Source organism: Streptosporangium sp. LJ11 (assembly GCF_051918945.1).
Lineage (GTDB): Bacteria > Actinomycetota > Actinomycetes > Streptosporangiales > Streptosporangiaceae > Streptosporangium.
In genome coordinates, this window is record NZ_JBPXMB010000009.1 from 196,949 (window position 1) to 214,028 (window position 17,080).

The following is a 17,080-nucleotide window of genomic DNA, read 5'->3' on the forward strand; positions in this document are numbered from 1 at the left end:
AAGGATCCTATTGCGAAACCCTTGCCTTGAGTTCTGTGATCGCCGACACAGTGGCCGGGTCGATCCCGTACCCGAGAGCGAGGTACGTACTCGCGAAATCCCCGAGCGCGATCAACGTGGCGAGCCGCTCCAGCGGGTGCGTCCCCTCGGCGGCGATCTGCGTGACCGGGACGCCGCGATCCTCCGCCAGCCGCACCGACACCTCCCGCTGCCGTACCACCCGGGGATGCTCCTCCACGTCGCGCAGCACGAACAGCCGGAGCGACCTGCCGCTCTCGTCGGCGAAGATGTCGCGCTGGGCGAGCGGGCCGTCGAGGACGGCCACCTGGTCGTGACCGGCCTCGGGGAGCTCCCCCCACATCGCCGGGTATTTGCCGTTCGTGGTGAGCTGACCGGCCCACCGGCGGGCCGCGACGGCCGCCAGCGGGGAGGACCCCCAGATCATCGGCACGGTCTCGGCGAGCTCCATGGCGAGCGACTTGCCCGGGTTGATGAACGACTCGCTCGCCGGGCGGCAGCGGTGGGCGAGGTCCTCGAGGCGCTTGGCCACCTCCTCGAACACCTCCTCGCCGGCCTCGACCAGGCCGAGCTCGGCGGCGGCGACGACCAGCGGGACGGACAGCGCCCACACCGCGGCGCTCGCCCGCCCGCCGCCCGCGACGGGCACGAACGGCGCCCCCGCCTGCCTGGCGATCGCGTGGAGCGGCGAGTCGGGCCCGCCGACGGCGAGCAGGCGGCAACCCCGGCGGACCGCCTCGGTGGCCACCGCGAGCGTCTCCTCGGTCCTGCCCGAGCGCGACACCGCGATCACCAGGTCGGTCGCGCCGATCCAGCCGGGCAGCCGGTAGGACCTGACGGTCAGGATCGGCAGCGGGGCACCGTGGCCGCACACCACGTTGAGGATGTCACCGGCGATGCCCGAACCGCCCATGCCGGCGACCACGACCGCCCGGGGACGGCCGTCCCCGGCGAGCGAGGACAGGCCCGACTCCAGGGCGGCCCTGCGGGAGGTGCGGACCTGCGCGGCCGAGTCGGCCACCGCCCGCAGCATGCCCGCCGGGTCGCCCTCGGTCAGTCCTTTGTGGTCGTCGAGCCGATCGGGCTCCCAGCTCACGACTTCCGCGCCTCGTCGACCAACAGGACCGGGATGTCGTCCCGGACCGGATAGACCAGGCCGCAGGAGGCGGAGGTGCAGGACAGCTCGTCCACCTCGGGTTCGGCTCGCAGGGGGGACTTGCAGTTGGGACAGGCCAGGATCTCCAGCAGCCAGTCGTCGATCTTCACTCGTTCAGCTCCTCACGACAGCAAGGACCTCGTCCCTGATCGCTGCCATCTGAATCTCGTCGGCCGCCTCGGCGTTCAGCCTGAGCAGCGGCTCTGTGTTGGACGGACGAAGGTTGAACCACCATCCGGGGCCGGAGACGGTCAGGCCGTCCAGCTCGTCGAAGGTGACGCCGTCGCGGGCGGCGAAGGTCTCCCGGACCCGCTCCGTCGCCGCGCCCTGGTCGGCGACCGTGCTGTTGATCTCCCCGGAGGCCGCGTAACGAGTGTATTCGGCGAGGATGTCCGAGAGCGGCTTCTCCTGCTCGCCCAGCGCCGCCAGCACGTGCAGCGCGGCCAGCATGCCGGAGTCGGCGAACCAGAAGTCCTTGAAGTAGTAGTGAGCGGAGTGCTCGCCGCCGAAGACCGCGCCGGTCTCGGCCATCTCGGCCTTGATGAACGAGTGGCCCACGCGGGTGCGGACCGGGCGGCCGCCGTGCTCGGCGACGATCTCCGGGACGCCCCTGGAGGTGATCAGGTTGTGGATGATCGCGGCCCCGGGGTGCCTGCCCAGCTCGCGGACCGCGACCAGCGCGGTGATCGTGGACGGGGAGACGGACTCGCCGTGCTCGTCGACCACCCAGCAGCGGTCGGCGTCGCCGTCGAAGGCCAGCCCGATGTCGGCGCCCACGTCGAGCACGGCCTTCTGCAGGTCACGCAGGTTGTCGGGCTCGATGGGGTTGGCCTCGTGATTGGGGAAGGTGCCGTCGAGCTCGAAGTAGAGGGCGGTCAGCTCGACGGGCAGTCCCTCGAACACCGTCGGGACCGTGTGCCCGCCCATCCCGTTGCCCGCGTCGACCACGACCCGCAGCGGCCGGACGCCGGACAGGTCGACCAAAGTGCGCAGGTGGTCGGCGTAGCCGCGCAGCAGGTCGCGCTCGGAGACCGTCCCGCCCCCCTGGCCGCCGAGGGTGCCCGAGGCCAGGATCGCGGCGGCCCGGTCGCGGATCTCGAGGAGCCCGGTGCCACCGCCGATCGGCACGGCGCCCGCCCTGCACATCTTCATGCCGTTGTAGCGGGCCGGGTTGTGGCTGGCGGTGAACATCACCCCGGGCAGGCCGAGGCTGCCGCTCGCGTAGTAGAGCAGGTCCGTGGAGCCCAGGCCCGCGTTGATCACGTCTGCCCCCCGCGAGGTCGCCCCCCGGGTGAAGGCCGCGGCCAGCGGCACCGACGACTCGCGCATGTCGTGTGCCACGACGACGGTCCCGGCCCCGGTCACCTCCACGAAGGCGGCGCCGACCGCCTCGGCGGTCGCCTCGTCGAACTCGTCCGGCACGACGCCACGAACGTCGTACGCCTTGAAGATCTTGGCGAGGTCGCCCACTCCAGCTCCACCCTTTACGTCGTGTTTCGTGCCCCCCAGCCTAGTAGGGTCAGCGGTCACGCTGGGGCTGAGCGGAGCGCAGCACGCGCAGATGGCCTCGGCGGCCGACCTCGACCCCCTGGCCGACGGGCTCGGTGCCGCCGCTCGGCGCGGGTCTGGCCGCCTCGCGAACCGCGTTGGCGAGGGCCTCCAGGTCGTCCGTGCTCGGCGGGGCGCCGTCGGTCGGCAGGCGGACCACCTCCCAGCCGCGGGGGGCGGTGAGCCGCTCGGCGTGCTCGGCACACAGGTCGTAACAGTGCGGCTCGGCGTACGTCGCCAAGGGCCCGAGGACAGCGGTCGAATCGGCGTAGACGTACGTGAGCGTGAAAACGGCAGGCTGACTGCACGCGGTGCGGGAACAGCGGCGGACGGGGCTCACGGTGGGACCGTATCCGGTAAGCGTCCGGGGCGCCACTATCTGAGCGCTCTTAACGAGCGTGTCGCCACAATTCGGACACGTGTCCCGGGTTCCACCCGCCTGTACGGCTTACACCCCCTGTCCGCACGCCTCCCGGCGGCATCTCCTCTCTCCCGCGCACCCGCCGTCACGGTTCCCACCCCTCCGCGCTTCCATCACGGCACCTCCCGCCCCCGTCCGGGTCACGTCTAAGCTGGGGCCGTGAGCCCGGCACCCGGCAGACCCCGTTCTCCCCGCAGGCGCGACAGGCACGGTCGCGGCCTGCGCGGCCCGCTGGCGCCCTCGCACGTGCCGATCGCCAAGGCTCGCAGCGAGCGGTTCGACGATCTCGTCCTGGACGCCGTCGACCGGCTCAAGCCCCGATGGGCCAAGCAGTTGTCGGCCGTGGAGTTCGCGGTCGAGGAGGTCCCGCCGATCAGCGAGCTGGGCGACGGCCCCGGGCTGCTGACCGGCGAGCCCATCCCGTTCGGGCGGGCGGAGCCCGCCGCGGGAAACCGCCCGGCCGTCGTGATCATCTACCGCCGCCCCCTGGAGAGCAGGGCACGCGACCGCGACCACCTGGGCGCGATGGTGCACGAGGCGGTGGTGGAGCAGGTCGCGGGCCTGTTCGGCCTCTCCCCCGAGTCGGTCGATCCCGGCTTCGACGACCACGACTGACCCGACGCCCTCCGAGGCGACCACGACCGGCCCGCCGCGGCCCAGGGCGACCACGACCGAAGCCTTCCGGTACGGACCACGACCGCCCGGCGCCTTCCGAGGTGACCACGGTCGGTCCACCGCGGCCCAGGGCGCCCCGACGGTCCCGCCGTCTCCCAGGGCAGGACGGTTCACGAAGCAGGACGGTCGCTCTCAGGGCAGGACGGTCGCGGCGGACTCGGCGATCGGCGGGACCAGCGCCCACATGCGGGCGGGGGCCAGCGGCTGCACGGTCAGCGCCAGCCCGTCCTTGAGCCGCTCGTCCAGGACGCGCCCGCCGTAGACCGGCCCCGAGCCGGGCAGCGGCTGCACGACCACCGCGAAGGGCCCGTCCACCTTGGTGAGCGCGACCTGCTTGGTCCGCGAGGCGGGGATCTCCACCTGGAACGGCTCGCGCGGCTCGCCCTCGCGCGGGACCACCTGCACGCTCACCGTTCCCGCCGCGTCCGGCGCGGTCAGCAGCAGCCGGGAGCTCACCTTGCCGCCCGTACGGTTGTCGGCGACGACGCTGCCCAGGTCGATGGGGACCGCTCCTGCGGTGAAGGCCACGTCGGTCCTCGAACCGGTGCCGGTGGCGACGAGCCCGGCGACGATCGGGGTGTCCGAGGTGAGCATCAGCGCGGACGGCTGGCCGCCGATCCCGCTGGACAGGTCGACGGAGGCGACGGAACCCGCGGGCACCTCGACGAGCTCGCGGCCCTGGAGCTCGTACGTGCCTTCGGGGGTGAGGGCCTTGACCTCCACCAGCGTGTCGACCTCCTCGGCGGAGGCGACGAGCAGCTCGCGCCTCCCGCCGCCGCCGGGGATGCCCGGCACGACGACCCGGGTGGCGGGGGGCGCGGCGACCGGCAGCCAGTCCACGCCGCGCCCGTCGTTCATGAGCGCCCGCGCCGCGGCGGTGACCCGCCCCGAGCTGGTACGGACCTGGATCGCCAGGACGAGCGCCGAGGGCGCGAGATCCAGGACCTTGATCGTGCGGCTCTGCCCCGGCTTGAGGGTGAACACGCCACCGGTGTCGTCGAACACCGGGCCCTCACCCGTGTAGACCATGATCTCCGCGATGGCCGGGGCGAGGTCGGCGTTGGTCAGGTACAGCGTGACGTCCGCCGCGGCCGGCCCCGGCCCGACCAGCCAGGTGCTCCCCGCCGGCTCGGCACAGCGCGTCCCGGCCAGTCCCCGCTGCTTTCCCGACTTCTCCCGGCGGGTCTGCGCCACCTCCAGGCCCGCGGCCATGCTCCCGTCGGCCGCGACGACGAGGGGCGGCGACGAGGCCGGCACCTCGTCGTGCCAGAGACGGCCGGGGGTGTCGACGGTGGCCAGGGTCTTGTCCCCGGTGACGAGCGTCGCGGAGCCCGGCTCCCGGCTGCCGGGCGGGGCGACCACGCCGACGGAGGTGTCGCCGGGCGACGGGCAGACGGCCGTCACCGAGGCGACGGGCACCTTCTCGAACCCCGGCGCGGGGGTGGCGACGGCCGGCGGCTGGGTGGCGTAGGCCACCCCGTACAGGGCGAGCAGGGCCACCAGGACCAGCACCAGCAGGCTGAACCGGTTCTCGATCAGGGATTTCACCGGGCGGCCAGCTCTCTGCGAGGTTCGGGCAGGTCCTGGGGAACGGCGGGCTCGTCGGGCTCGGTACGCGAACCCGGCGCGGCCAGAACCGAGACGATCAGCACCAGCACGGCCTGGGCCCAGAGCCAGCGGCCGTGCCAGGGGTCGCCGGGCGGGGTCGCGGGGAGGGCGACCGGCTGGGTGAGCCGCCACACGCCGACCGAGCGGGACAGGCTCATCCTCGCCAGCGAGGGCTGCGAGTCGAGCGCGTGGCTGATCTCCGGGCCGACGGGCGCGGTCACCACGACGAACCGCACGCCGTGGGCGGCGAGGACCCGGGCGTCGTCACCGCCCCTGCCGGACACCAGCCCGGCCGCGGCGACCCGGACCTGCTCCCTGGGACCGTCGGGGACCGGGATGTCGGCCTCGCCGATCACCGGGGTGCGCCCGCGCAGCACGGTGAAGAGCAGGCCGCCCGGCGAGGCGCGCAGCAGCAGGGTCCGCTCGCCGCCCGCGGAGTTCTCCGCGGCGAGGGCGGGCACGACGTCGCGTACCGTCCCGCGGAGCGGGCCGTCCACTCCCTTGGCGATCCACATGCCCGCCGCGAGCAGCGGCGTGGAGAACGCGACCAGCACGACGCCGAACGCGGCGAGCCTGCGCACTCCCCCTGCCGCCCGGAACTCCACGACCCTGTCGGCGGTGAGGGCGGCCACCACGAGCATGCCGGTGGCGGCGAAGGCCAGCGGCACGCCCGGCCAGGCGGGGGCCTCGACGTCGCCGTTGATCGAGGTGACGGTGGTCCTGCTCACCAGGATCGCCACCAGCACGCCGAAGAGCGCGACGCCCCAGCCGACCGCGATGACCATCCGGTTGCGGCGCATCAGCAGCGCGGCCAGGCAGGCGGCGAGGAGGCCGCCGGTCACCCAGAGCGGCGGCATGCCGGGACCGCCGGGGCTGAGCAGCAGCAGCGAACCGGCCGGCAGCCCGGGGTCGACCAGCGCGGGCTGGTGCAGCCCGGCCTCCAGCAGGAGCTGCCCCGGGTCGGCGACCACCTGGGCCAGCCAGGGGAACAGCAGGACCACGGGGACGGCGAACGCGACGAGCATCGAGACCGCGACGCCCCTGCGCGGGAAGGCCAGCGCCGCCAGCGCGCCGAGGATCGCGGTCAGCGGGTAGACCAGCGGGGCGAAGGCCGTGCCGACGGCCAGCAGGAGTCCCAGCCCCCAGGCGGCGCGGCGGGCGCGGCGGCGCTCCCCGGCGAGCACCGTGGTGGCGAGCGCCGCGTAGACGGGCAGCAGCACGAAGACCACCGCGGTACCGAGCCGCCCCGCGGCGACCGCGCCGGTGGCGACCGGCAGGAGGGCGTACGAGGAGGCCAGCCAGACCCTGGTCCAGCGGCCGGGGACCATCGACCGGGTGGCCGCGTACGCGGAGATCCCGGCCAGCGGCACGCAGCCGAGCAGCAGCAGCGACACCGCGAGCCACGTCTTGCCGAACAGCACCGTGGAGAGCACGGCCAGCACCGCCACGTAGGGAGGGGCCCACGCGTCGGTGCCCAGGCCCACCTGGTGGTAGCTCTCGCGGTAGAGGTTCCACAGGTCGGAGGCCCCGCCGATCACCGGGACGAGCGCTCCGCCGCCCAGCCTGGCGCCGCCCGTCACCGCGCGCTCGGCGACCAGCGTGACCACGGTGAGCGCCAGGAAGAGCAGGACGCCGGGGTTGCCGAAGACCCGCTGCATCACCCCGGCGTCGGTGAGCAGCTCCTCGCCGTCCTCCTGCGCGTGCGGCGAGGCGGCCACGGCATGGTGGCGTCCCGCGGACTCCACGAACCCGCCCCCGGCCAGGTAGCTCTGGGCCCGGTCGACGAGCCGCCGGTAACCGGCGCCGGGCGGGGTGAGCAGCCGGCTGACCGCCGCGTACCCCTGCCTCCTGCCCTTGGCCCGCACCCGCCTGGCCTTGATCATCCGGATGGGGTGACCGAAGACCGAGCCGAACGCGAGGAACTCGTCCAGCGCGTTGGCGGGCTGCTTGGCCACCAGGAACAGCACCGTGCGGAAGAGCGACCCGAACGCGTTGCGCACCAGCGCCCACAGCAGCGGGCGGGCGGGCAGGTTCGCCATGACGACGAAGAGGGCGTTGCGGCGGTCCAGGCGGCGGGGGTGGTCACCGCTGGCGGTGATGCGGCGCCGCCGCCGGGTGGCCGCCTCGGCGTGCCAGGCGATCGCCCGGGTGACGTTCTGCACGCGGTACCCGGCGGTCCTGACGCGCCAGCACAGGTCGAGGTCGTCGCGGAACAGCGGCAGCGCGGGGTCGAGCCCGCCGACCTCCTCCCAGACGTCCCTGCGGATCAGCATGCCCGCGGTGGAGACCGAGAGCACGTCCCTGGTCCCGTCGTACTGCCCCTGGTCGAACTCGCGGGCCTCCAGCCCGGTGTCCCTGCGGCCGGTACGGTCGACGGTGACGCCGACCTCCAGCAGAAGCCGCCGGTCGAGCCAGTCGCGGAGCTTGGGGCCGAGCACCGCCGCCTTGGGATCCTCGTCGGCGGCCTCCAGCAGGAGCCGCAGGGCGTGGACGTCCGGGGCGCAGTCGTCGTGCAGCAGCCAGATCCACTCCCGGCCGCCGCCGGGGCCGAGCCGGCCGAGGACCTCGGCGACGGCCTCGCCGAAACCGGTCGAGCGCGGCAGGGTGAGCACCGCCCTGGAGCCGAGGGCGCCGGTCAGCAGCGCGGCGCTGCCGTCCCTGCTGCCGTTGTCGACCCCGACGACCCGGTCCACCGGGCGGGTCTGCCTGAGCAGGGCTTCCAGGGTCTCCCCCAGCCAGCGGGATCCGTCGTGGGAGACGACGATCGCGGTGACGGTGTGCTGGGGGCGCTGGGGGTGAGGGGGGTCGGTGATGGACATACGTCCCGTGTTCAGGAGTGGTGGTGATCGGCGCGACAACGATACGGCACCCTCTGTCTGGCTATGTCTTACACCTGGTCGCGCGCATGAAAAAAGGGTCACGCGACCGACGGTCACGTGACCCCATGGACATATTCGTCAAGCGCCTCGGAGAGGCGTCACATACTTCTGTCAGACCGCTCGACCGTCTTCGGCACTTCTTCGGTGTCGATCGGTGTTCATAGTGTTCATCGGTGCTCGGACGTCCGAACCGTCCGGATCCCAGAGCGCTCGGACCTTCCCGCCATCCGGTTCGCGGACGGCTCAGACGGCCTCACGCTTGATCCGGCGGCGCTCACGCTCCGACAACCCACCCCAGATTCCAAACCGCTCGTCATGCTCGAGCGCGTACTCAAGACACTCGGCACGCACCTCGCAGGAGCGGCAAACCTTCTTGGCCTCGCGGGTGGACCCTCCCTTCTCCGGGAAGAACGCCTCCGGGTCGGTCTGCGCGCACAAGGCGCGCTCCTGCCAGCCAAGCTGCTCTTCAGCGATGCTCTCCTGTGCGATGACCAGGTCGGCCACTGCACACCTCCCTGCCGCACGCCCGCAAAATTGGAGCCCCCCTATGAACGCCTCCCCCTTACCCACCCAGAGGAAGGCGTAACAACACGTGTGTAATTACACGCGCGTGGTCGGTGTGGCGTCAAGCGGCATGCTGGTATCCGGGGAAAGACCTGCTCTCCCCGGTTGTGGGTCGTGTGCCTGCCACGACGGCAATTGCACCAGGTGATCGCTTCGACCGCCAGGGGCTCAGTGCTCTCGGCGGTCGGAACCGTACCAGGACATGTTCTGATCCTGACCGGGGCCCACCCTCTCTCTATCCGGGGTTTCCTCATCCGTGACCTGACCTGGGCGTTGTTCGGGCTTGTAGATCGCCGTGGGGTCTATCGGCTGCGAGTCCCACGTCCTGGCGGCGGGCGCGGGGTCGCTCAGCGGGTCTCCCTGGTAGGCGTTCGGGTCGAACCGGAGCGTCGACTCCGACTGGGGGTCCCACTGGTGGGACTGGTAGGGCGGTGTCTGGGGAGCCTGGGAGGCCTGCGGAGCCTGAGAAGCCGGCGCGGGCTGGGGATTCTGCGGGGTCTGAGGGGCCTGCGGGTGCCCGAACGGGCCCTCGTAGCCCGGGGAGCCGTACTCGGGGACGCGCAGCTGAGGCTCGGTGCCGCCCTGCTGGGCCTGCTGCTGGTAGCTCTCCGCCTGCTGGTAGGCCTGGGCCATCTGCTGGGACCTGAGATCCACCGGGTCGGGCGCGGAGTAGGACGGGCCCTGCTCGGCCTGGCGGCCGAACTCCGCGCCCGAGTAACCGCTGAACGGCTGGCCGTAGTTCTCCGGAGGCTGCGGGAAGGACTGCGGCGGCCGGCCGTCGAACGGCGGGCGCGGCTGGGCGTCGAGCGGCTGGTCCTGGCGCCCGTCGGCCGGCGGGTAGGACGCGGGGGCCTGCTGCTCGGGCTGGTGACCGTACCCGGGCGACTGCGGCTCCTGCTGCCCGCCGAAGCCCTGGGCCTCGGACCGCTGGTAGCCCTGGGAGTCGGCCTGCGGGTATCCCTGCGGATCGGGCTGCTGGTAGCCCTGCTGCTCGGACTGCCGCCGGGAACCCGACGACTGCGGCTCCTGCCCGTACGCCGGAGAGGTCGGGGAGGCCGAAGAGGGAGACGAGGCCGAAGGCTCGGGCTGCTGGCCGAAGAGCGGGTCGGACTGCCCGTAGTCGGGCTGCGACCGGTCCGAGCGCCGGCCGTACGCGGAGGAGGCGGAGGAGTCGGCCTGCTGGCCGAAGCCCTGCGAGTCGGACTGCCCGTACGACGAGGAGTCCGAGTACTGGGAGTAGCTCGGCAGGTTGGGGCTGGAGTGCCGCCCGGAACCCGACGACTGCGACTCCTGCCCGTACGCAGAAGAGATCGGGGAACCCGGGGAGGTCGGCGGCTCGGCCTGCTGGCCGAAGCCCTGCGACTCCGGCTGCCCGTACGACGAGTCGGGCTGCCCGTACGACGAGGAGTCCGGGAACTGGGGATAGCTCGGCAGCCGGGGTTCCGTCTGGGCCTGCGGCTCCACCGGGGCGGCGTAGACCGGCGGGTCGTAGGCCGCGGCCGGCGAGTCGTAGGCCGCGGCCGGCGGGTCGTACGGCTTGGCCGGGGCCGGGGGCTGGACGTCCGCCGCGACGTACGGGCTCGGGGTGTAGCCCGCGGCCGGGGCGGCGGGCTGCGGCGCCTGCGGAACGGACTGCGGGTAGCTCTGCGGCTCCGGCTGCGCGTACCCCTGCCCCTGGGGCTCCGGCTGCGGGTAGGGCTCGCCCTGGGGGGCGTACTGCTGGTTCTCGGCGGGCGGCGTGTAGGGGGCCTGGGCGTATCCGTCACCGGCCTGCGGCGCGGGAGACGCCGGCGGCACGGGCGCCGCGTGGGAGGGCGCCTGCCGGCCGTACCCCTCCGAGTCCCCGGCGGAGCCGTGCTCGGGCGCGGGCGGAAGCGCGGGGCGGTTGTACGGAGGCTGCGGGGCCGGGGCGGGCGGAGCCTCCTGCGGGTAGCCGTGGCCACCCTGCGGGCCCTGGTCCTGCGGGTGATGAACACCCTGCTGGGGCATCTGCCCCTGGGGACCCTGGGGACCGGGACCCTGGGGCCCCTGGGGACCGGGACCCTGGGGCCCCTGGAAACCCTGGGCGTGGGGGTACGCGCCCTGCGGAACGCCCTGCCCATGAGGGCCCTGAGGGCCCTGGGGCCCCTGGGGGTACTCCTGGAAGGGGGCCTGCCCCTGCGCGGGAGCGGGCGGCTGACCGTAGGCGCCGTACCGCTGGTCCTGCGGATGCTCCGGGGAGCGGCCGAAGCCGCCGTCCGCGCGGAACGCGCCGTCGCGTGAACCCGCGGGGACCGCCTTCGGCAGCACATACAGCAGCGCGACCGCGGTCAGCGCGAGGGCGGGCAGGTTGACGAGAAGGAACTCGACCTTCCCCAGGAAACCCTCCACGCCGCCGAACAGCCCGCCGAACAGGCCGATCAGGCCGAACAGCACGGAGAGCCCGAGCGTGCCGGCCACCACGAGGGCCATCACCTTCAGCCGCTGGATCACCGGGCCGAGGTTGGTCGCCAGCAGCACGCCGCCGACGAGCAGCGCGGTGGCGACCGGCGAGGCGAGCTGCCCCAGGGAGGCCGCCGCGCGCTCGGCGAAGGAGAACGATCCGCTCCCGAACAACAGGCGTTCGATGCCGACGAGAACGCTCGCGGACGCGACGGCGACCATGAGCCACGCCGCCGGTTCCCGGAGCCGGACTGCCTCGACATTGATCACAACTACCCCCATAGGGTCTTTAGGTAAACCCGGGTCAGTTTTGCACATGGCTGACTTTGTTGCCGGTGGTCCCAGGAAGCCCACCAACCCCATAAGTGCTCCATTACACCCTATAAGCTCACATTTCGGGCGGCCAATCAGGCGATCCGGCCAGGGTGGACACCCCTCATAACGATCATGAAAAGACTACTGGGAACCGCCCGCGGACACCCCGCCAACAGGCTTGGTGACCTAGTGGAACACTGGACGGCATGCGCATCGTGTCCCTCGCCGGCGGCATCGGCGGCGCCCGTTTCCTGCGGGGCCTCCTCACCACGGCCCCCGATTCCGAGATCACCGTCATCGGCAACACCGGTGACGACATCAGCCTCTACGGCCTGCGGGTCTGCCCCGACCTCGACACCGTGATGTACACGCTGGGCGGCGGCATCGACGAGGAGCAGGGCTGGGGACGGCGGCAGGAGTCGCACGTCGTCAAGGAGGAGCTGGCCGCCTACGGCGTCGAACCGCAGTGGTTCGGCCTCGGCGACCGCGACTTCGCCACCCACATCGTGCGCACCCAGATGCTCGACGCCGGATATCCCCTGTCCGCGGTCACCGAGGCGCTGTGCGCTCGCTGGCGGCCGGGCGTACGCCTGATCCCGATGAGCGACGACAGGACCGAGACCCACGTGGTCATCTCCGACGAGCGGGGCCGCCGCGCCGTCCACTTCCAGGAGTGGTGGGTGCGGCTGCGCGCCTCGGTCCCGGCCGAGCGGATCATCCTGGTCGGCGCGGACGAGGCCTCCCCCGCCCCCGGCGTGCTGGAGGCGATCGCCGCCGCCGACGCGGTCATCCTCCCGCCGTCCAACCCGGTCGTCAGCATCGGTACGATCCTGCAGATCAAGGGCATCCGCGAGGCCCTGGAGGGCAAGACCGTCGTCGGCGTCTCGCCCATCGTCGGCGGCGCCCCCGTCCGGGGCATGGCCGACGCCTGCCTGACCGCGATCGGCGTGGAGACCACCGCGCAGGCGGTCCTCGAACTGTACGGATCGCCGCTGGTGGACGGCTGGCTGGTCGCGGAGGAGGACGCCGGGGTGGCCCTCGGCGGCGTCGACGTCGAGGCCCGTCCACTGATCATGCACGACGTCGAGTCCGCCGCCGCCATCGCCCGCGCCGCCCTGGACATGGCCGTGCGGCTCGCGGGCCGGGACACCGGCCCTCCGGCCCCGTACGAGCGGTCCCCCGTCGCGGACGAGGCCTCGGCCCGTGAGGAGGGTTCGCGATGAGCAGGCTCAGGCGCGGGCGGGAGGAGCCCGCCGACGTCAGGCTGGAGATCTTCGCCGTCCCCGGCATCCCCGAGGTGCGCGAGGGCGACGACGTCGGGGAGCTGATCGCCACGGCCATGCCCGACCTGCGCGACGGCGACATCCTCGTGGTCACCTCGAAGATCTCCAGCAAGGCCGAGGGCCGGGTGCTGCGCGGCGTGAGCCGCGCCGAGGCGGTCGGCACGGAGACGAGACGGGTGGTGGCCCGCAGGGGTGAGACCGTGATCGCCGAGACGGCGCACGGGTTCGTCATGGCCGCCGCCGGGGTCGACGCCTCCAACACCCGTCCCGGCACGGTCGTCCTGCTGCCCGCCGACCCGGACGCCTCCGCCTCGGCCGTGCGGGCGCGCGTCAGGGAGCTGCTCGGCGTGTCGGTCGGCGTGGTCGTCTCCGACACCTTCGGCCGCCCGTGGCGCAACGGCCAGACCGACATGGCCGTCGGCCTCGCGGGGGTGACCCCCGCGCTCGACTACCGGGGCATGTCCGACGACCACGGCAACGCGCTCGAGGTCACCCTGACCGCCGTCGCCGACGAGTTCGCGGCCGCCGCGGACCTGGTCAAGGGGAAGGTCGCGCAGACCCCGGTGGCGGTGATCAGAGGTCTGGCGGAGTACACCACCGAGGATGACGGGCCGGGAGTCGGCGAGCTGCTCCGCCCGTCCGCCGACGACATGTTCCGGTACGGTTCGCGCGACGTGGTCTTCGCCCGCAGGACCGTCCGCGAGTTCTCCGCGGACCCCGTGGACGGCGACAAGGTCCGCAGGGCGGTCGACGCCGCGATCGCCGCGCCCGCCCCGCACCACACCACCCCGTGGCGGTTCGTCCTGCTGGAGTCCGCCGGGACCCGCGAGAAGCTGCTCGACGCCATGCGGGACGCCTGGATCGCCGACCTGCGCGGTGACGGCTTCTCGGAGGAGTCGATCGTCAAACGGGTCAGGCGGGGTGACGTGCTGCGCGCGGCCCCGTACCTGGCGGTGCCCTGCCTGGTGATGGACGGCTCGTACACCTACCGCGACGACCGGCGCAACGCGGCCGAGCGGGAGATGTTCGTGGTCGCGACCGGTGCGGGGGTGCAGAACTTCCTGGTCCAGCTCGCGGTGGAGGGCCTGGGCTCGGCCTGGGTGTCGTCCACCATGTTCTGCCGCGACGTGGTCCGCGAGGTCCTCGGCCTGCCCGCGGACTGGGACCCGATGGGCGCCGTCGCCATCGGCCACCCCGCCGCCCCGCCCAGGGATCGCGCCCCCAGGCGGGCGGCGGACTTCATCGTCGTCCGCTAGGACCTCGCCGTCGTCCGCCGTCGTCCACCGGACCCGCCTGGAACCCGGTCCCGGCGGGTCAGCCCTCCGCGTCCCCGTCGAGTTCCATCGCCCGGTTGATGTCGACGAGCGAGTCCTCGTAGCGGCCGAGGGAGCGCAGGACCTCGCTCCTGCGGATGTAGGCCCAGGTGTACTCGGGGTCGATCTCGATCGCCCTGCTGAGATCGGCCACCGACTCCTCGTTCCGCCCGATCTCGTGCAGGACCGCGCCGCGGCTCGCCAGGGCACGGTCGTTGTCGGGCTCCAGCTGGAGGGCGTGGTTCAGGTCTCCGAGCGCCTCGTCGAACGCGTCCGTCATGCGGTGCGTCTCCCCGCGCGAGACGAGCGCCCAGACGCTGTTCGGCTCCAGGCTCAGGGCGTGGGAGAAATCCGTGATCGCGTCCGCGTAGCGGTCCATCTGGTAGTACAGGTCGCCGCGCGCGTTGTACAGGTCGGCGTCCTCGGGAGCGAGCATTACGGCCCGCATCAGGTCGGTCTCCGCGTCGTCGTACCGCTCGAGCCCGCGCAGCAGCCTCGCCCTGTCGCCGAGGAGCCAGACCTGGTCCGGGGTCAGCTCGATCGCACGGTCGAAGTCGGCCAGCGCCTCGGCGGGCCGGTGGAGCGCCGCGTGGGCCTGCCCCCGGCTGCCGATCGCGAACGCGTACTCCGGATCGATCTCGATCGCGCGGTCGAAGTCGGAGACGGCCTCCTCGAACCGCTCCATCCTCCGGTACAGCTCGCCCCGGTTGGCCCACGCGATGTCGTCGGCGGGGTCGAGCCGCAGCACCTCGGTCAGGTCCGCGGCGGCCTCCTCGAAGCGCTCCATCTCCGTGTAGGTCTTGGCCCGCTCGATGAGCAGCCTCCGCCGCTGCCCGCCGCCCTCCGAACCGGCACGCGAACTCTCCTCGCTCACCCGCCCTGCCCCCTTTTTCTGGATCACCCCTGTGATCGACCGTAGGCACGATATCCCAATAGATCGCCACATTTTGCCCTGCCTGCACGCGGGCGGGCCCGGTGCACCGGCCGTTCAGGGCGAAGCGGCGAACCCGGTCGGAGGCGATACCTCGCACACCCCGGCATCGTTCGACGACGCTCCCGCTCGCTCCGCGCCGGGGCGTGCCGCGGTCCGGCCCGGCCGCCGGAGTGGCCCTGGCTCAGGCCCAGGCCAGCCTCTGTTCCAGCAGCCGCTGCTGGGCCGGGTTCGCGGTCAGCTCCAGCGCCCGCTCGTCACAGGCGCGTGCCCGTTCGGCGTGGCCGAGCCGGCGCAGCAGTTCGGCGCGGACGGCGTGCAGCAGCGGGTAGCGGGCCAGCACCTGCCGCAGCTCGTCGAGTTCGGCCAGTGCCGCCTGCGGTCCTCGGGCGTAGCCCAGGGCGACGGCACGGTGCAGCCGGGTGACGGGCGAGGGCGCCAGGCGCAGCAGCATGTCGTAGAGCACGAGGATCTGCGCCCAGTCCGTCTCCTCGAACGAGGTCGCTTCCGCGTGGCAGGCCGCGATCGCCGCCTGCACCTGATACGGCCCCGGCCTGCGATGCACGCGGGCGGTGCGCACCAGCAGCGCGGCCGCCGCCTCGATCGCCGCCCGGTCCCACAGCGCGCGGTCCTGGTCGGCCAGCAGCACCAGGTGGCCGCGGGCGTCGAAACGGGCCGGGCCGCGCGCCCGGTGCAACCGGATCAGCGCCAGCAGCCCGGCCACCTCCGGCTCGCCGGGCACCAGGCCCGCCAGCAGCGCGGCCAGCCACTCGGCGTCGTCGACCAAGCCCGCGGCCTGAGCGTGCTCGGCGGTGCTGGACAGGTAGCCCTCGTTGAACAGCAGGTAGATGACCGCCAGCACGGCCTGCAGCCGCTCGGCCAGCTCGTCGCCGGCCGGGACGCGGTACGGGATCCCCGCTTCGGTGATCTTCTTCTTGGCACGGGTGATGCGCTGTGCCACCGTGGCCTCCGGCACGACGAACGCCGCGGCGATCTGCGCCGTCGACAACCCGCACACCACCCGCAGGGTCAGCGCGATCCGCGCCGCCCGCCCCAGCGCGGGATGACAGCAGGTGAAGATCAGCCGCAACCGGTCGTCAGCCGGGGCGGGCTCCGGCCGACGCAGCTGAGCCAGCTTGGCCCGGTAGGTCGTCTCACGGCGCAGCACGTCCAGGCCGCGCCGCCGGGCCACGGTGAACAGCCAGGCATCCGGCCGGTCAGGGACGCCCTCGACCGGCCAGCGCCGCAGCGCCGTCTCGATCGCGTCCTGCACCAGGTCCTCGGCCGCCGAGAAGTCGCCCAGCAACGAGATCAGACCGGCGGCCAGCCGGCCCGCGTGTTCACGCACCACGCGGGCCAGCACCTCGTCACTGCCGGCGCTCCCATGGACACGACCGCCGGTGGGCCCGGCCACCCTCTCCGTCATGAGACCGGGCGGATCTCCACGACCGGGCACGCCGGCCACGAGCGGGCCAGTTTCAACGCCTCGTCCAGATCGGCCACCTCCACTTCGGCGAACCCGCTGACCACCTCCTTGCCCTCCACGAACGGTCCGTCGGTGACGACCGGCTCACCGGCGTCCAACCTCACCGTGGTCGCGGTGTGCACCGGCGCCAGATGCGTATGGTGAGTGATCCTGTCTCCGTGCTCGGCGAACCATCGGCCCACCGCCTCGTAGGCGGCCCGCTGTTCCAGCTCGCCCATCGCCTCCAGTTCCTTGGCGAACTGCTCGGTCTCCACGAACATCAGCACGTACTTCACGTCTTCGCCTCTCGCGTCGTCTGTCGCTGTTGTACCCGGCGCCGTTCTCAGCCGATCGGCAGGACCGCGTACAGGCCGACGCCGCCTCCGCCGGGGTCGGCCACGGTCGTGCACCGCACACCCCGGAGCGCGCCGAACGGCCTGGAGGACCGGCCGGGCCCTTTGTCACCAAGACGATCGGGACGGG

General features: G+C 72.9%; 14 protein-coding genes. 3 read left to right on the plus strand and 11 right to left on the minus strand.

Going from position 1 to position 17,080, the window contains the following annotated elements:
- Positions 1–7: 7 nt before the first annotated feature.
- The 4 genes from ACTOQ3_RS15795 to ACTOQ3_RS15810 are packed head-to-tail and all read right to left on the minus strand — an operon-like array spanning position 8 to position 3,062.
- Positions 8–1,114, minus strand: a complete 1,107-nt coding sequence (locus ACTOQ3_RS15795) for an SIS domain-containing protein (protein WP_440084123.1) — start codon at positions 1,112–1,114, stop codon at positions 8–10.
- Positions 1,111–1,284, minus strand: coding sequence for a Trm112 family protein (locus ACTOQ3_RS15800; protein ID WP_012888128.1), 174 nt, complete (start codon positions 1,282–1,284; stop codon positions 1,111–1,113). The genes ACTOQ3_RS15795 and ACTOQ3_RS15800 overlap by 4 nt, the downstream gene beginning before the upstream one ends.
- 4 nt (positions 1,285–1,288) lie before the next feature.
- Complete coding sequence (locus ACTOQ3_RS15805; protein ID WP_440084124.1) at positions 1,289–2,644, minus strand: phosphomannomutase/phosphoglucomutase; 1,356 nt, start codon at positions 2,642–2,644, stop codon at positions 1,289–1,291.
- A gap of 49 nt (positions 2,645–2,693) precedes the next feature.
- Positions 2,694–3,062, minus strand: coding sequence for a DUF3499 domain-containing protein (locus ACTOQ3_RS15810; RefSeq protein ID WP_329090499.1), 369 nt, complete (start codon positions 3,060–3,062; stop codon positions 2,694–2,696).
- 240 nt (positions 3,063–3,302) lie between these two features.
- Here ACTOQ3_RS15810 and ACTOQ3_RS15815 point away from each other — a divergent pair, with 240 nt between their 5' ends.
- A complete protein-coding gene (locus tag ACTOQ3_RS15815; protein WP_362679198.1) occupies positions 3,303–3,758 on the plus strand; it encodes a metallopeptidase family protein in 456 nt (151 codons plus the stop codon).
- A gap of 192 nt (positions 3,759–3,950) precedes the next feature.
- Here the strand turns inward: ACTOQ3_RS15815 and ACTOQ3_RS15820 are convergent, their stop codons facing one another.
- The 4 genes from ACTOQ3_RS15820 to ACTOQ3_RS15835 all read right to left on the minus strand — a co-directional run bounded on the left by ACTOQ3_RS15820 (position 3,951) and on the right by ACTOQ3_RS15835 (position 11,572).
- The gene (locus ACTOQ3_RS15820; protein WP_440084125.1) at positions 3,951–5,366 is read right to left on the minus strand and encodes a DUF5719 family protein; all 1,416 of its coding nucleotides are present in this window, start codon (positions 5,364–5,366) and stop codon (positions 3,951–3,953) included.
- On the minus strand, positions 5,363–8,245 hold the full coding sequence (locus ACTOQ3_RS15825; RefSeq protein WP_440084126.1) for a glycosyltransferase: 2,883 nt from the start codon (positions 8,243–8,245) through the stop codon (positions 5,363–5,365). Before ACTOQ3_RS15825 ends, ACTOQ3_RS15820 begins: the two co-directional genes overlap by 4 nt.
- A gap of 303 nt (positions 8,246–8,548) precedes the next feature.
- Entirely contained in the window at positions 8,549–8,809 is a 261-nt protein-coding gene (locus tag ACTOQ3_RS15830; RefSeq protein ID WP_037969494.1) for a WhiB family transcriptional regulator, read from the minus strand.
- A gap of 228 nt (positions 8,810–9,037) precedes the next feature.
- A complete protein-coding gene (locus ACTOQ3_RS15835; protein WP_440084127.1) occupies positions 9,038–11,572 on the minus strand; it encodes a hypothetical protein in 2,535 nt (844 codons plus the stop codon).
- Between the two features lie 239 nt (positions 11,573–11,811).
- On the opposite strand from ACTOQ3_RS15835, the gene cofD reads away from it, so the two are divergent.
- Both cofD and ACTOQ3_RS15845 read left to right on the plus strand, forming a co-directional pair.
- Positions 11,812–12,828 (plus strand): 2-phospho-L-lactate transferase, encoded by a 1,017-nt coding sequence (cofD, locus tag ACTOQ3_RS15840; RefSeq protein WP_440084128.1) that lies wholly within the window; start codon positions 11,812–11,814, stop codon positions 12,826–12,828.
- Entirely contained in the window at positions 12,825–14,144 is a 1,320-nt protein-coding gene (locus tag ACTOQ3_RS15845) for a coenzyme F420-0:L-glutamate ligase (RefSeq protein WP_440084129.1), read from the plus strand. The genes cofD and ACTOQ3_RS15845 overlap by 4 nt, the downstream gene beginning before the upstream one ends.
- A gap of 58 nt (positions 14,145–14,202) precedes the next feature.
- On the opposite strand, the gene ACTOQ3_RS15850 is transcribed toward ACTOQ3_RS15845, so the two are convergent.
- The 3 genes from ACTOQ3_RS15850 to ACTOQ3_RS15860 all read right to left on the minus strand — a co-directional run bounded on the left by ACTOQ3_RS15850 (position 14,203) and on the right by ACTOQ3_RS15860 (position 16,893).
- Entirely contained in the window at positions 14,203–15,075 is an 873-nt protein-coding gene (locus ACTOQ3_RS15850) for a tetratricopeptide repeat protein (RefSeq protein ID WP_440084130.1), read from the minus strand.
- Between the two features lie 241 nt (positions 15,076–15,316).
- Positions 15,317–16,558: an RNA polymerase sigma factor gene (locus ACTOQ3_RS15855; protein WP_440084131.1), complete on the minus strand. Its 1,242-nt coding sequence runs from the start codon at positions 16,556–16,558 to the stop codon at positions 15,317–15,319.
- Positions 16,555–16,893: a YciI family protein gene (locus ACTOQ3_RS15860; RefSeq protein WP_440084132.1), complete on the minus strand. Its 339-nt coding sequence runs from the start codon at positions 16,891–16,893 to the stop codon at positions 16,555–16,557. The genes ACTOQ3_RS15855 and ACTOQ3_RS15860 overlap by 4 nt, the downstream gene beginning before the upstream one ends.
- Between the last annotated feature and the right edge of the window lie 187 nt (positions 16,894–17,080).

Coding starts and splice junctions, on each gene's coding strand:
- cofD (WP_440084128.1), top strand. CDS start 11,812: ATGCGCATCGTGTCCCTCGCCGGCGGCATCGGCGGCGCCCGTTTCCTG.
- ACTOQ3_RS15825 (WP_440084126.1), bottom strand. CDS start 8,245: ATGTCCATCACCGACCCCCCTCACCCCCAGCGCCCCCAGCACACCGTC.
- ACTOQ3_RS15855 (WP_440084131.1), bottom strand. CDS start 16,558: ATGACGGAGAGGGTGGCCGGGCCCACCGGCGGTCGTGTCCATGGGAGC.
- ACTOQ3_RS15835 (WP_440084127.1), bottom strand. CDS start 11,572: ATGGGGGTAGTTGTGATCAATGTCGAGGCAGTCCGGCTCCGGGAACCG.
- ACTOQ3_RS15845 (WP_440084129.1), top strand. CDS start 12,825: ATGAGCAGGCTCAGGCGCGGGCGGGAGGAGCCCGCCGACGTCAGGCTG.